Raw genomic sequence first — 15,736 nt, forward strand, 5'->3', positions numbered from 1 at the left:
TAAGCTCATAATTAAACGGAGACATCCATATTTCTGATGTCTATTTTGACTGAGTCTAAAATGTTTCCCTGCCGATTCAGACGCCATAGCCAGGCAGAGTCAAAAGACTTAATACAATAAGGCCAATTCATCCATGGCATCGCGCTAACCCCTCCATTGTCATTGATATTACAATCCAGATAAGTCGTTTCAGATGTAAGTACGTCCAGGTTGTTCTTAAACTGAAACTGTGACTTTAAGAGTACTGACTCCCATAACGGCGAGTAATATCGTTGCAGCGACGTAACCCAACTTCTTAATTTCTTTTCATCTATCACACTGTTTTCATTTTCAATATGAAATGCTATTATTCTGGAACACCAAAAAATAACATTAGATATATTACTCAGATTCTTAATCATCCATTTATCTGAAGTCTTTGTGTACAGAACAATACATTTTCCATCATCGAGAAGACTGAAAGCACCAAGATAAAATGCGTCTTTCTTTGTTGATGCCGGAACAACAAAACACCACGGAAAATGTTTAGAAATCACCTTACTATTCAGTGAATGATTTATATTCAAATGACTGCATTGCCGGATAACACGCTGAATCACGTGATTACTCTTCCGTTTTTTTCTTCCGGAACTATTTCCTAAGCCTGAGAAAATTATTTTTATTTTCATAATGAGCAGCCATTTATCAATATAAAGAAATTGCTCTAATAATTAATAGGAAAAGTCCACAATTAAATACGTGGACGAACAATCTTAATTATAAATACCTATCATTAAATAGAAGTCGGACATTTAAATTTCTTTAGCATTGTATTAATCGGCTTTCCTTTATAGTTCAATCCATTGATATTTATACTGACCTTCTGATCACCAAACTTATAAACTATTACCTGCTTAGCGGCTGATGTCATTTTCTGCTCACTGGCCATATCCATCCAGCGTAATAACGACCACTCTCCCATGAGCACCCGTTCATCGCTGCTTTCTGCGTTATCTGCAGAAACGGCATTCATCGTAATCGTATTTTCAGAATCCGCCTCAGGCCATTTAAATGATTTCGGCCAGACCGGGCCGTGTTTATACGTCAGATTTGTACCATTAATGTTCATACCAAACTGCAATATTCTCGGCGACAGAGCCGGAATGCTTGCCGTAAAACTAAATGATATATTTTCACTCATCCCATTACGAAAAAAAGCTTTTTTGATCTCCTGGGCCTGCTCGAAAAAACGCAGAACCTCCTTATCTTCATTTCCGCGGAGATCTTCGCGCTTATAGCGCCATGGTGAAGTCGTGGTATCAACCAGCTTCACCATATTCTCTTTAAAATAGGCATCAACGATACCGTTAGGCCCGAAAAAAACTTCGAACTCCTCAAGACTGACTTCCTCTTCGCTGTTTGCAAAGGGATAGCTTCCCTGAAAAGAGGCGACACACATGTCGCCTAATTCAAGTTTTACTGCTTCATTGCTCTGTGCGGTAAACTGCTGGCTGAGCTTTGTTGATATCCCGCCCAGCAGCGGCATGATTATCGCTTTAAGCGGTGCCGGCCAGAGCCGGGACTCCGCTTTCAACCGTTTTTCAGCTTCTGACGGAAACGGCAGCGCACTTCCGTCTTCCATGGTTGATTCTTTAATAACCAGATAGTTATGTTGATCGCCTAACATATTGATAATTTTAACCAACCCGTTATCGCTACCCTGACCGGCCTGCATCACCCGGCCGCCCGGTTTTGGAGAAGTATCCAGATTGACTAACCTGTGAAGTGCGCCAAACCGGCGATCCACGTTGTCATACAGAATTTTTTTCTCACGTTGTGATAACGCATCTTTTACTGTTTTAATATCTTTCAGGTTACGGGCAACCGATCCCATACGTCCGGTAGTCAGATTTCTGCCCGCCTGAGTCTGGGACAGATCCGGCATTTCGGATTCCTGTTTTGCAAAATCAACCGATACCGCAGTTTCATGCGCAATCTGCGTCATCATGTCAATCAACGGGGAATCCGGTGAGCTGAGGATCTGCAACGCATACATATCAAACGTTGTATCGTTTCCCACCGCTCCGTCCGGGACCAGTTTTTTTAACTGGATCCCGTTAAGAAACTGATTCCACGTTGCCACATATTCCTGAAGATAGAGTTTCAGAACCGCTTCTTCAGTTTCTGTCATATAGAAGCCGTCCAGTTGCTTAATCTCAACTTTACGGCCTTCGTTTTTTTGTCCGGTGATCCAACTATCCTCAGACTGGATAGTTTTCACGTACTCTGTCAGTTTTTTTTTTAAAAACCTGATGATAGCCGGCATTGGTAAAAATGCCGGGGATACCATTTACCGCGAGTGTTTCATCGCTGATTTCCAGAATACTGCCTAACTGATCACCACTTAGCTTATACAGGGTTATATTCTCAGGCGCCTCTGTCATCGCCTGTTCTTTAACCTTCTGATACAGGCGCGAGGCTAACGGCTTTTTTTGCAGAACCACACGGGCTGCCGCAACAAGACGGTCATTAATCTCTGAGTTATACTGATTCCAGTTCGGATCATTAAACAGCTCTTCCAGGTGAGAAACAAAAACAATCGTCTGACCATAATTCTCAATCATATGCGTTGTCTGTGCTTCTTCTGTCAGCGATTTAATCAGGTAATCTTTATCAAATTTCCCTTCACCGTGCAGGATCAGATATGTTTTAAGCTTATCGTAAATAACATCCTGGTTATCGGTCGTCACCGCATCAAACAGGGACTTCTCTGTCATTCTTTCCAGAGAGAAAAGCAGCCAGCGTTGCAGGAAATACTGATAAATCTTGTTCGATTCTTCCTGGATATCAAAACCGACATACAGACCGTAACGATAAGAAAGACGCGGATCTTTAAAGTCAAACACACCCAGAACCGGAATATCCTGTGTCAGTGACAGCATTTTCGCCAGTAAACCGTCGCTGTTCGTTTCCAGATACTCATCCACGACAGTCGATACCTGTTCGACTTTCTCAGTAGCTTCATCCAGATAGACACGGTTATTATGATAACTGTTCACCAGTGCATAACATAACCAGATAGTCAGCAGGATACACAACAGATGTCCGGTAAGCGTCTGGAAGCGGTACTTCGCAGTCAGTGCCAGGTTATAGCGCACCAGATTGCGGTCACGGATAAAGTTATCAAACAGCTGTTTCAGGAAGAAATGCTTGCCGTTAACGTTTTCCTGAACCAGACGATCTTCCGTATCTTCAGCCTTATCAGCAATAGCATCTTTACCTTCAAGGCTGCTCGCCATATCACGCCATTTCTGGACAATGGTATGCGGATTAAGCAGTGACTGCATCGTTGACTGCGTACTGCTGGCAAAGTAAATACCGCGCAGTGACGTATATTTCTGCGTGTCATCATAGCGGGATGGCGAGAAAACATTCTGACCAAACTCGGTGATGGCATCCGCCAGTAAACGGAAATCCTGTGGCAACTGATACATGCGTTTACGCGTGGTGACATCATATTCATCCAGCATACGCGCGGTCATATCTTTATCGAGGCGGCTCTCCAGCCCGGATAATTCATTGCGCAGGACATCGCGGATCTCGACAACGGCATCCGATTTCTTCTTCTTCTCACCGAACGGCAGTGTGAAGCCCCAGATCTGATCACGCTCTTCGAGTGTCAGGGATCGGAAGTATTCATCAAAACCGGACACCATATCCATTTTGGTGATCAGTACATACACTGGGAAACGGACACCTAACTCATGACGCAGAAAGTCCAGTTGTGTTCTGAATTTTGACGATAATGCATACAGCTCTTTTTTATCTTTGCCCATCAGATCAGTGACAGGAATTGTCACAACCACACCATTGAGTGATTTCAGCGGACGGTTTTTCTTGATGGCTTTAACTAAGGCATCCCACTCACCGCTGTTTTCATCAAGTTCATTGATGTATTTACCGGAAGTATCAACAAAAATAGCTTCGTTGGTAAACCAGCATTCACAGTTTGTGGTCGGGGTACTCTCTTTAGAGACGCGAAGCAATTGTTCCGGCAGCGGGAATTCCTGACCCGATGACAGGATCGCCGTAGTTTTCCCTGCGTCCTTCGGACCCAGCATCATGTACCACGGCAGATCGTAAACGACTTTCTTCGGACGCCAGAAATAGCTCCAGCGGGAAATTTTACGGCCGGTGTATGCGACATACCGTGCAGCGTTGTTAATAATAGCAACTACTTCACGATAACGTTCCACCCGTACTGAGTCGACTCTTCTGTTTTTAAAGAAACGATCCAATTTTTCCGGGTTAAAGCGCAACATGGAGATCAGCAGCCAGACGCAGTACAACAACGTCGCCAGCGTGATAACCCCGATAACAATCAGACGAGGGGTTGTCTCCTCAAAAGGATAGGATTCACCAAGTAACAGATATGGCGAAAAGACCCAGAATGTGACGCAGACCGTCAGTACCCCGAGCAGAAAACACGGAACACGGCACCATAGCCCGACAAATATGACAGCCAGCAGTACGATATATGTAATCCGTGATGTGCTGTCTTCAAGCGGACGGATTTCACCGTAGCCGAATGTCGGTCCCAGGTACCATATAATGGCGGCTAATAACAAAAAGAAGAGAAAAATCAGGACTCTTTTTGTAAACCGTAGTGCAAATGTTCTATTCCAGAATGACATTTTTAAAACTCACAGATAGGTAACATAAACTTCAACACGCCGGTTCAGCGCACGCCCCTGCTCATCTTTATTACTGCTGACAGGTTGTGAAGCACCCATGCCTTTTGTCTGAATGTTCTGGGAAGGGATCCCGGTCCGCACAAAGAACTGACCCACAGATTCTGCCCGTTTCAGTGACAACTCTTCATTACTCGCAAACTTCGCCCGTCCGATAGGAACCGAGTCAGTATGGCCGGAAATAACCACTTTACCGTCGACGCGTTTTACTTCATCAGCTACGCGAACAAGGATACTGTCCATTTCAGGTTTAACTTCCTGTTTCCCGGAGAGGAACATGGCATCACCACGGAATATCACAATACTTTGCGGACCCGTTTCATCCACGGTAACCAACCCTTTGGCGATTTCATCTTTCAGTAAAATAGCCAGGCGCATCCGTGGTACGGCAACTGCCAGTTGAGTATGTTTCAGTTCACCACGTTTGAGTGAGGCGACCCGGTCATTAAATTCACCAAGATCAACCATCAGCCAGTATTTGAAGAGAGCAAACAGACTGATCAGAATAAAGCCGCTGATAATTATTGAGATACGAACAGGTAAATAAACCCGGCGTACTTCATTATCATCCTGAGTCACTGTCGCATTCGGCGATAACGCTGCCGGTACAGAGTCTCTCGTGCTCTGCTGTAATGAAAGCAGACGCTGACGGATTTTATTCAGCTGACGATCGCCGTTTTCAATAATACTGTAGCGACCTTCAAACCCGAGGCCGAGAATACGGGAAAGGATATCCAGTACATCCGTGTATTCCTGCGGGTTCATGGATAAACGACCAATCAGCAGGAAAAATTTATTCCCCCCGTCGTTATCCCCTTCAAAGTGGTTCAGAAGGTTACTCTGAGACCAGCCGGAGGCCAGACCCCAGGCTTTTGAGTGAACAGATTCATCAACTGCGGTACAAATGGCATAACGGATAATCGCCATTTTCTGCCATGCAATACTCACGGCATCACACACCGCCGTGAAAGTGGCAATTTCGTTCTTCAGGCTCTTTTTAAGAATTTCCACCTGTTTCAGATCAGAGACCTGATCAGGCAGTTCACTGAGCGCCCGTAATAATGGCTGCACAGCTTCAAGTAACGGATCTTCTGCCCGGCTTACACGCTGAATCCGGGCCTGGATGCTTTCGCTTTTAATTGCAAGATCACGGTAATCAATCGCTTCTGCTCCCATGCCCAGCGGATCACTGTCCAGCGGAGCAAAGAAACTACCATCATCATGCAAAAAAGCCCCCATCGACTGAGGGGTCTGCTCTTCCTGATTCTCCGTCGATGCGCCGTCAGAGCCTTTTTGGGCCTGATCAGGATCATCACCGTAATTGTCATTAAACAGATTCATTAATCCCTCACGCCCCAAAGCTCAAGCCGTATCCCCGGGAAATCCCCGGCAACGTGAAGGGCAAGGGATCCGCTGTTGAGAATATTTTCCCAGTAAGGCCCCTGCTTCATCAGTTCAAAATACAGATACCCGGAGGTATAAGGTATTTGTCTTGGTGGTACAGGCAGGTTACGTAAAATCAGGCCCGGCAGGTGAGAACGTACCAGTTCCTGAAGCTTATGCGGCGAGCTTATCTTTGTCTGCGCCACAAACTGATGCTGCATAACATCCAGTGGTAACTGAGATGATGCAGCCAGTACCAGATTGGAGAAACCGCGCAATTCGCTCGGAATAACCGATGCAGTCCAGACACCATGCTCCTGACGTACCAGCGGAATACTCTGACCGGAACGAACGAGCATCTGATTGAGCAGACCATGAACTTCATCCACTAACGGGCGGATAGAAGCATAGAGATTGGCGTGATCATAGCCCGGGGCAACATTCGGACGACGGGTTTTTGCCCGCAGGAATGTGGATAATTCACCCGCAAACTTTGCCAGCTCTTCATAAATAATGATGGGTGCCGTTTCCGGAATATGGCGCAGATGGTTTAAAATCGGCTCATATTTATTGAAAATCTGTAATAACAGATAGTCCACAACTTCCGCACTGGCGCTGGCTTTACCATCACTGGATGCCAGACGTGATGCCAGCATATCCGCACGCATTTTTACCAGACCGTTCAGGTGGGTTATCCACTCCATCAGCAGGTAGTTTGCGGCGTAACCGGTTACCGGAGGGATATGGTCTTCAAAGTGAAGCAAAACGCTGCCGTCAGGCTGAATCGCTTTAACTTTTGCCAGCGCAATACCAATCCATGATTCCGTCATTTCTGTTTCCGCCATCAGGCGTAAACGCATACGCGCCAGCTGGATCGGCTTCGGTCCCTGACGTACGGAGTTGGTATCATTAATCTCTTCTTCGAATGAATTGAAACGCGCTAATGAACTTGCATCAAATTCATCAAAAATAGTTTCATCACTGTTATCAAGGCGCAGCGGTACAGCCAGATATATCATCTTTCCCAGATGCTCGGCTGTAATGGTTAAGGGTTCCGGTTGCTCATCATGACCGGGGATCCCGAATGGTGTACCATCCGGAAAAACGCCCTGTCCTGAACGTAAGACTAACTTGCCATAAGACAGCGCCTCACGGTCAATCTCGTATTGTGCAAAACCCCAGAAGAATGGACTAATGGTCGCTGCACGTTTATGAGCAATATATTCAAAGTAACGTTCTTGCTGTTGGAATAGCTGAGGGCGCAGGAACAGTCCCTCACTCCATACGACTTTATTTGTTCTCACAACTCATCCATTCTCTTTGATTGACACAACTGAATTTGAAAATAAGACTTTAATTTCATGTTCAGGCTCGGTAAATAAAATGTATTTTTCAGTCCATGTTGCACCGCGCAGATTATCCAGCGAATAAACAGTGCTCCATTTGGCATTACTGATATCTTTATAAGCGGCGATTATTCCGATATAGGGATAATCTGAATTAATCTTGTAATCTATTACTTTCGTTTCACCCGGCCTGATGATATATTCCAAAATAAGCATTTCGTTTTCAGGGTTAGGCTTGTTTTTATATAAATACGTTAAATAGTCCGTACTTAAAAATGATTGTTTAGATTTAACAGCATAAACAAATATATTCAGCGGCGATGGTAATCGGTTTTTACTTTTATTAATTTCAGCACTGGCCACTAAAGTAATTTTGAGCTCTGACGCTGACTTAGCTTCAGATGGAGTTGATCTGGCAAAATTTAAAATACTGCACCCTGTTAATAACAACGATATCACAAGGACACACAAGATATTTGCTACTTTAAAATCGGTATGTTTCATGACTGTATTGATCGACATATAACCATGCCTGGCATTATTGAAAATGCTTATATGTATAAATAACTAAGAGTGTGTAATAATATTGTCCGCCATGTTAAATTGCAAACAATTAAATATGTATTAAACCGAGAGTTGGGAATAAAAACCTGCCACCCGAAAATGGCAGGTTTTAATTCAATACAAAATGTTATCAGCCAATCAGGTTAGCTTTAACATCGTAGGTTGCTGCGATAGTACCAGATTTGTTACCATCAGCATTCTGAATTACATATTCCTGAGTCATCTTAGTGAAAGAGAATTTAACCACTTCACGCGGACGGCTTTCATCTTCAACAGAACCCTGCATCGCAACATCAGTAACGATAACATCAGTAAATTTGATGATCAGGTATTCCAGTGGTGTACCACCCGCTTTACGTACGGTAAATTGGATGTCTTTGATGTGTTTACCAGATAAGCAGTAGCTCAGCAGGTTTGGACTTGCACGGTCAGTGTAGTGAACAAATGTGAAATCTTCCACAGTTGCTTTACCAGAACCACCACCTGAACCACTGTGCATGTTGGACTGCTGGTTAACACCCCAGCGCCATGACAGAACTTCAATCTCATCCTTGTGTGCGTGATCCAGTGCTTCACCATCGATGCCTGCGATTCTTAAAAACATATCTTGAGCCATCTGTATTTCCTCTTATTAATGCATTAATCAAATTAACTTTGACAGGTAATCACGCCCTGTGATTACCGCTTTGTTGTGCCGGATATTGAATCTGATATCCTTATGAGTCTCACCGGCAACTAACTACTATTCTCTTTATGAAGCGAGAGAATTTTTCTTACTGATGCGGTTACGCAGCACCTTTCAGTGATGGTAATTTCGCAACCATACGTAAAGATACGGTCAGACCTTCCAGCTGGAAGTGCGGACGCAGGAAGAATTTAGCCTGGTAGTAACCAGGGTTACCTTCAACATCTTCAACAACCACTTCAGCCGCTGCCAGCGGACGGCGTGCTTTCGTTTCCTGAGAAGAGTTAGCAGGATCCCCGTCAACATAGTTCATCAGCCAGTCATTCAGCCATTTCTGCATATCATCACGCTCTTTGAACGAACCGATCTTGTCGCGGACGATACATTTCAGATAATGCGCGAAACGGGAGCAGGCAAACATGTATGGCAGACGCGCTGACAAGTTGGCGTTTGCAGTTGCATCCGGATCATAATATTCAGCCGGTTTTTGCAGAGACTGTGCGCCGATAAACGCTGCATAATCTGTGTTTTTGCGGTGAATTAACGGAATGAAACCATTTTTGGACAGTTCAGCTTCACGACGGTCAGAAATTGCGATCTCTGTAGGACATTTCATGTCCACGCCGCCATCATCACTCGGGAATGTGTGGCAAGGCAGGTTTTCAACAACACCACCACTTTCCACACCACGGATGAGCGTACACCAGCCGAACTGCTTGAATGAACGGTTGATATTGACAGCCATCGCGTATGCCGCGTTTGCCCATGAATATTTGTTATGATCCGCGCCGTCAGTTGTTTCTTCGAAATCGAATTCGTCAACCGGGTTGGTGCGGATACCGTATGGCAGGCGGGCCAGGAAGCGTGGCATTGCCAGACCGATATAACGGGAATCTTCAGACTGACGCAGGGAGTTCCATGCGGCGTATTCCAGATTCTGGGTAAAGATTTTAGTCAGATCACGCGGGTTAGACAGTTCCTGCCATGAATCCATCTGCATAACAGAAGGCGATGCACCGGTAATGAACGGCACGTGTGCAGAGGCAGCAACTTTCGCGATAGAACCCAGCAGATCAACATCCGGCGGAGTATGATCAAAGAAGTAGTCAGCAACCAGGCAGCCATACGGCTCGCCACCTAACTGGCCATATTCTTCTTCATAAACCTGCTTGAACAGCGGGCTCTGATCCCATGCAACGCCTTTATAGCGTTTCATGTTACGACGCAGTTCATCTTTAGAGATGTCCATGAAACGTAATTTCAGTTTCTCGTCGGTTTCAGTATTGTTGACCAGATAATGCAGGCCGCGCCATGCGCTTTCCAACTGCTGGAACTCTTTATGGTGCAGGATCAGGTTGATCTGCTCTGACATTTTCAGGTCGATTTCGGCAATGATTGACTCGATATTTTTATACGCGTCATACGAAATCGTAATTGAGTTGGCTAATGCTTGTTCAGCCAGTGTTTTAACTGCGTTCTGTACCGCAGTTTTAGACTGTTCAGTCTTTGATTTAAACTCCTGCGCTAACAGTGAGCTGAAATCACTTTTTTCCTGAGTCTGCGTCGCTTTAGCGCCCGCATTTTTCTGAGTATTTTGAGCTAACATATTTCTGGCACCCTACAATTCTTAATCGTCCTGAGACGGATCTGCAACTTTGTCTTCACGCTTTGGTGCAGACGCCAAGGTTTTCAGCAGTTCTTTATCCTGCAGAATTTGCATGATCAGACCTTCCGCCCCTGCTTTACCATCCATGTAAGTTTGCAGGTTAGTTAACTGAGTGCGTGCTTCAAGCAGCTCAGCCAGCGGCTCGATTTTGCGGGCAATTGCATCCGGTGCAAAATCATCCATGCTTTCAAACGTAATATCGACCATCAGCTGACCGTCACCGGTTAAGGTATTTGGTACAGCAAAAGCAACACGAGGTTTCATGCTCTTCATGCGGTCATCAAAATTATCGATATCAATACTCAGGAATTTTCTGTCTGTAACAGGAGGAAGCGGCTCCAAAGGCTTACCGGATAAATCCGCTAAAACACCCATTACAAATGGCAATTCAATTTTTTTCTCACTACCGTAAATCTCGACATCATATTCAATTTGCACGCGCGGAGCGCGGTTTCTTGCTATGAACTTCTGAGCACTACCGTTATTAATTCGCATACCGTGATTCTCTTATTTTGTTTAATTTGATTAGTAAGAATACTAATATTACTTCACTCAAATTAGCCGGTTCCATTAGTCATAATAAACAGCTGACTTTTGACATAAGGCATATTTACATATTAAACGTTATTAACGCAGATATACTAAGATAAATCCGTTTGTTATGAACAGATTATATTCATAACAAACTTTTAGGATTATTTGTAAACTACTTCCAAAATTGTTTTAGATTGAACATTACCAGCTGACACACTGTTAGAGCCGGCAAAATAACTCACATAATAATCTTTGCTTACTGACGAATATAATCCCGGAATAATATAACGCTGAGCACTGGTCGGATCGTCAATACGAATATGTTTTAAATTCATATCTCTTAATCTGAGCTCAACATCTTTAGCAAAATTAGCTCCCGGACTATTGAGTAAATTCATGGTTCCCGATGCTAAATTACCTGAGCTTTTAAAGTACAGGTCTACATTAACATTTACAGGACAATTATTTAAGGCAACTGTAAACTTAGTTGCACCGGCTTCATTCCCTGCAGATGATAACGTTTGAGCTGAAATAGTTGGTAACTTAACTGTTTCATTTTCAGACCCGCCATTAACAGAGATAGTACAGGTTCCCTCTTTGTAGATCCCTTTGAATTCTACGTTTATATTGCAATTATCACATATAAACTCCGCCTTAGAGTATGTAAATATTCCTAAAAAAACCAATAAGAATAATGCACTAGTCATTACAAAAATTATGCGTCGGTTAATTAAAGACATTAAATACATTTAACCTCCAATTGAACTACTGAGTTCCCTGATTCGGATATTTTCTTCGCAATAAATGGTTCCGGATTAATAACACACTCTCCGACCGTGCCTGATTTAACAGATAATGTTTCACTGGCACCATCCCAGCCTCTTAAATATGCCATCCCTGCCTGGCCAACTATTGTCTGGTAATCTCCGCTGCCACTATAAACGTTTGTACCAATAGGCAAATAGTTACCACTCTTATCTCTGATAATAAGAACAACAGGCTTACCAACAACTGTTTTTATCTTAACAGCAATAATTGCCCCGTCCCGCGGAACAACGGTTGACTGGTCATCAATAAGATCCACATCCGGGTTTGCCTTACTGACATCAAGACCAACCTGGTTTTCTCTGTACGAATTCAGACCCGGAACAATGGCATAGCCTCTGCTGTCAACCTCACTGCCGTAGCCATTCAGTGCTGCACTACCGCTTGCACCCGGTGCTTCAATAATCGCAAATGCCGAATCACCGACAGAAGGACCTAAAGTTACCCCGCCGGCGTGTGCGACAACACTACCGTTAGCCGAGATAGAAGCTTGTCTGTTAGAGCGGTTATCCATGGAAACCGTCGAACCAAAGCTCCCGACAGAAGATCGGTAGTTAGCTGAAGCATTCAGGCTGTCACTGGTCTCTGAATGTGAGTTAGCCGTCGCACCAACTGAGTAATTCAGCTCACTTTGATCACCCTGAGAGCCGGAAGCTGTTGTCTGGAAAGACGTATTACTATCAGCGTTTCTGGTCGCCGTCAGTGTCAGGTTATCAAACGCCGGCTTATCCAGATAAGAACGGAAGAACGGTATATTGACACTAACCATATAGGTATTGTCGTACGAATCTTCACCTGTTTTTGCACGTTGATATGCAAGGCTGTAGGAGAAATAATCCAGGCTTTGCTGATAGGAGACTGACCACTGCGTAGATGCTGCACGGTTAACCCAGTAATCATAATAATTCCCCAGTACCGTGATCGAACTGCGATCCCATAACCGTTGGTTTACGTTTACTGAATACTGATTTTTTGCTCTGACGCCAAGGTAGCTGTTAAAAAGCTCTCCGTCTGAATTATGCTTATTGATATAATAGTTTTCGCCTTTTTCTTTGAGCATGACTGCATCGCGAAAACTCAGATAGCCATCGTTTGAATAACGATAACTGGATACCAATATATTGGTATCTGTTTGTTCAAAAAGTTTACTGTAACTGATACGGAATGATTCACCTGATTGTGATTTATCTTTTAAATCACTCTGCGCATGGGTCATATCCAGTGAAATACCCCCCAGTGGCGTATTCAGTGCATTACCTATTGCCGCAGCCTTATAATTTTCAGATAACTGGAAACCGGCATACCAGGTTAAAAAGTTATTTATCCCCTGAACGAATTCACCTTCCACAACAACAGGAGAGGCACCGGAGGAATCATCACGGAGTTCACCGGCAGAAAGTGAATACAATATAGTATCCGGATGCAGCATCATCGGTGGTGCTGAGAAGACGACATCCTGTACTTTTTCACGTCCGTCGGCTTCAATAATAACTAACTGAAGTGTCCCGTTATGACCAAGCGCACCATAGTCTTTAATTTCAAACGGACCTGGTGTGACGGTTGTTTCATAAATTGTATAATCATTTTGTCGCAATAATACGCGGGCATTACTATCCGCTATACCGGCAATAGTCGGTACGAAATTATTGAGTGAATCAGGCAGCATTTTTGTGTTTGAACCAAGCGTTATCCCTCTTAATCCATGTACATCAAAAATACGGCCCGTTGTAAATGTTTCACCAATAGTTAATCGACTTTTTAATGGTGTAATATCGGTTTCAGCATAAAGTAAAATATTTTTATTACTGAATTTATTATTCTTTGACCACTCCGAGTTACTCCGGTTTCTGAAACGCCAGCCCCCGTAGTTAAACCCGGCCGTCCAGTTAATATTGGTATTATAATCCGTTTCTTTACCCGAAAATGATTTACTGTTTGACATATAACTGTTCAGGTTATAATCGACAAATAGCGCGGTAACCCCTTCATCCCAACGGGACGGATCAATATAATCGGCATACTGATGATGTAAATTAGCTTGAGGTACAGTAATATTCAGCACTAAATCTGCTGTGTTGTAATATACCTTTGCATAATTAACAAAATAACCGATCGGGTGACATCCCCCGTTCGCAGCATAATCAGTTTCTGTCTTTGGCCGGCTGCCGACCTTGTTATCCGGGATAATACCTAACGCTTCAATCTGCTCCAGAGTGAAACAAGCTTCAGCACGTTTATTATTTTCATTATTCTTAAAAAGAACGCTCTGTTTACCTCTGTTAACGTCATTCAGAACTAATTCTGCTGTATAGTTCCCCTCAGGAATGGGGTTACCATAGCTATAATCGTCAATATCAACATCCAGCCCCTGAATAAAACTGGCGTTATATTCAATTTTTTCATTATCACTCTTACCACCAGTCAATGAAGTAGTGTTACCGAATGATACTGCCGGAAATAAAAACGAATAGAGCATTAATCTCCATTGACTTTGTTTCATACTAATACTCCTGTTATCGGCAGTTACACTCCCTGTCAACTGCCTGTGTTAAATCCCTTTAAAACAGCATTATTTGGCGATGGTAAATCCTGAGCCTGATTTAACAACTTTTGTTGCAACCTGGCTGCCAAAGTCATTTAAAATAACAAAGGTAAATTCAGATATATCTCCATTTATTTTCTGAGCATTTTCTTCCTGATAATACTCTGAAGATGACATAGGACTGACCATATCAGCTCTTATATCTACATCCTTACCATTAATTTTTGCTTTTATCCCGATTACAGAAATGTAATACGGCGATGTACTTTCAACTTTTAACCCGGTCCCTTTGCTGCCGTTATTGACAACACTCCATTTAAGTTTATCCAACTCGCTGGTAACGGTACCTTTCAATAACGATTCAGGCCGGTAGAAAAGTTTAATTCTTGTTTTAAATGCCAGATCTAAACGCTGGGTAGCATTTTTTGAATCTGTAGTTTCCGGCGGGATTTCCAGAACATTAAAGTAGTAAACAGATTCTTTGTCCTGAGGAAGTGCCATACCATTATAAATAACACGTACACTTTGCCCTTTATTCGGCTCAATGCGGCTGATAGGTGGCGTAATAACAAACGGAAGCTTGGCATTATTGATGTTATTTACTTCAATACCATCATCAGCCCAAACCTGAATAAGTGCCGGCTGAGTCTCATCCCTGTTATTAATTCTTACGACCTGCTCTTTTTTACTGCCATCAAATATTACACGGGTACCCTCAATAGCAACTGCGCTATATGCAAGACCCGAAAAAATGGTATAAATAAATACCGATTGTAGTGATTTAATCAACATGGCAAACCCCGGATAATTGAAAGACAGAGCCGGGAATACGGCTCTGTCTGCTATGACTATTACTGATAAACTAAGGTATACATAACTTTAGCTGCAACTTTACCCGCAGTAGTTATACCTGTTGCATAATAACCACCAAAGTATTTAAATTCTACTTTACCAGCTGCATCAGGTTTAACCCATTGACCATGGTCGCCAATTTTAATCTGAGTACTGTTACCGTCACCGGTAATAATTTTAACCTGAACATTTTTGGCATCATTCGCACCAGTTAATGAGTTTTTCAGGTTACCAGTTGCGGGATCCCAGGCTGTTGTTGCACCTGTTGGTTCGAAGTTCATTGCAACTTCATTATTTAAAAGTGCATCGGAAATTTTTGGAGTCGGGCATGTAACACGAACTTTAAATGGTGTATAACCACCTTCTTTACCGGCAACATCTAATGTTTTAATTGATACAGCAGGTAATTTAACTGTCTGATCTTTATCGGCTGGTTCGATTACACACGTTTCGGTGATCAACAGGCCATCAAATGTTACAGTACCCTGTCCTTCAGCAAATGCGTTAGAACCGGCTAACAGTGCACCTGACACTAATAATGCTAACTTAATTTTGTTCATACTATATCCTTAATATATGATTTTTAACTCACTTCATTGCTTTTATGTA

The 15,736-nt window shown here is 43.3% G+C and carries 13 protein-coding genes; all 13 read right to left on the reverse strand.

The features are described from left to right. Positions 1 to 11: 11 nt before the first annotated feature. The 13 genes from AYY17_RS03715 to AYY17_RS03775 all read right to left on the reverse strand — a co-directional run bounded on the left by AYY17_RS03715 (position 12) and on the right by AYY17_RS03775 (position 15,687). Positions 12 to 668, reverse strand: a complete 657-nt coding sequence (locus AYY17_RS03715) for a hypothetical protein (protein ID WP_067421405.1) — start codon at positions 666 to 668, stop codon at positions 12 to 14. Positions 669 to 772: 104 nt separating this feature from the next. Next, positions 773 to 2,260 (reverse strand): type VI secretion IcmF C-terminal domain-containing protein, encoded by a 1,488-nt coding sequence (locus tag AYY17_RS03720; protein WP_162271091.1) that lies wholly within the window; start codon positions 2,258 to 2,260, stop codon positions 773 to 775. Next, complete coding sequence (tssM, locus tag AYY17_RS03725) at positions 2,241 to 4,673, reverse strand: type VI secretion system membrane subunit TssM (RefSeq protein WP_082981259.1); 2,433 nt, start codon at positions 4,671 to 4,673, stop codon at positions 2,241 to 2,243. The genes AYY17_RS03720 and tssM overlap by 20 nt, the downstream gene beginning before the upstream one ends. Positions 4,674 to 4,682: 9 nt before the next feature. Beyond that, positions 4,683 to 6,071, reverse strand: a complete 1,389-nt coding sequence (tssL, locus tag AYY17_RS03730; RefSeq protein ID WP_082981260.1) for a type VI secretion system protein TssL, long form — start codon at positions 6,069 to 6,071, stop codon at positions 4,683 to 4,685. Next, complete coding sequence (gene tssK, locus AYY17_RS03735; RefSeq protein ID WP_067365478.1) at positions 6,071 to 7,417, reverse strand: type VI secretion system baseplate subunit TssK; 1,347 nt, start codon at positions 7,415 to 7,417, stop codon at positions 6,071 to 6,073. The genes tssL and tssK overlap by 1 nt, the downstream gene beginning before the upstream one ends. A 3-nt stretch (positions 7,418 to 7,420) precedes the next feature. After that, positions 7,421 to 7,981: a type VI secretion system lipoprotein TssJ gene (tssJ, locus tag AYY17_RS03740; protein ID WP_067421415.1), complete on the reverse strand. Its 561-nt coding sequence runs from the start codon at positions 7,979 to 7,981 to the stop codon at positions 7,421 to 7,423. A gap of 172 nt (positions 7,982 to 8,153) precedes the next feature. Further along, positions 8,154 to 8,639, reverse strand: a complete 486-nt coding sequence (locus tag AYY17_RS03745; RefSeq protein ID WP_067365484.1) for an Hcp family type VI secretion system effector — start codon at positions 8,637 to 8,639, stop codon at positions 8,154 to 8,156. Positions 8,640 to 8,808: 169 nt separating this feature from the next. Next, positions 8,809 to 10,314: a type VI secretion system contractile sheath large subunit gene (gene tssC, locus AYY17_RS03750; RefSeq protein WP_067400479.1), complete on the reverse strand. Its 1,506-nt coding sequence runs from the start codon at positions 10,312 to 10,314 to the stop codon at positions 8,809 to 8,811. A 21-nt stretch (positions 10,315 to 10,335) separates the two neighbouring features. Then, entirely contained in the window at positions 10,336 to 10,869 is a 534-nt protein-coding gene (gene tssB / locus AYY17_RS03755; protein WP_067365490.1) for a type VI secretion system contractile sheath small subunit, read from the reverse strand. A 200-nt stretch (positions 10,870 to 11,069) separates the two neighbouring features. Beyond that, positions 11,070 to 11,648 carry a fimbrial protein gene (locus AYY17_RS03760; RefSeq protein ID WP_067421417.1) on the reverse strand — a complete coding sequence of 193 codons (579 nt, stop codon included), beginning with the start codon at positions 11,646 to 11,648 and terminating at the stop codon, positions 11,070 to 11,072. Beyond that, positions 11,648 to 14,233 carry a fimbria/pilus outer membrane usher protein gene (locus AYY17_RS03765; protein ID WP_082981262.1) on the reverse strand — a complete coding sequence of 862 codons (2,586 nt, stop codon included), beginning with the start codon at positions 14,231 to 14,233 and terminating at the stop codon, positions 11,648 to 11,650. Before AYY17_RS03765 ends, AYY17_RS03760 begins: the two co-directional genes overlap by 1 nt. Before the next feature lie 69 nt (positions 14,234 to 14,302). After that, the gene (locus tag AYY17_RS03770) at positions 14,303 to 15,067 is read right to left on the reverse strand and encodes a fimbrial biogenesis chaperone (RefSeq protein WP_067421420.1); all 765 of its coding nucleotides are present in this window, start codon (positions 15,065 to 15,067) and stop codon (positions 14,303 to 14,305) included. A gap of 59 nt (positions 15,068 to 15,126) precedes the next feature. Then, positions 15,127 to 15,687, reverse strand: a complete 561-nt coding sequence (locus tag AYY17_RS03775; RefSeq protein WP_067421422.1) for a fimbrial protein — start codon at positions 15,685 to 15,687, stop codon at positions 15,127 to 15,129. Positions 15,688 to 15,736 lie beyond the last annotated feature (49 nt).

The sequence above is a fragment of the Morganella psychrotolerans genome (genome assembly GCF_001676055.1).
Classification (GTDB): Bacteria; Pseudomonadota; Gammaproteobacteria; order Enterobacterales; family Enterobacteriaceae; genus Morganella; species Morganella psychrotolerans_B.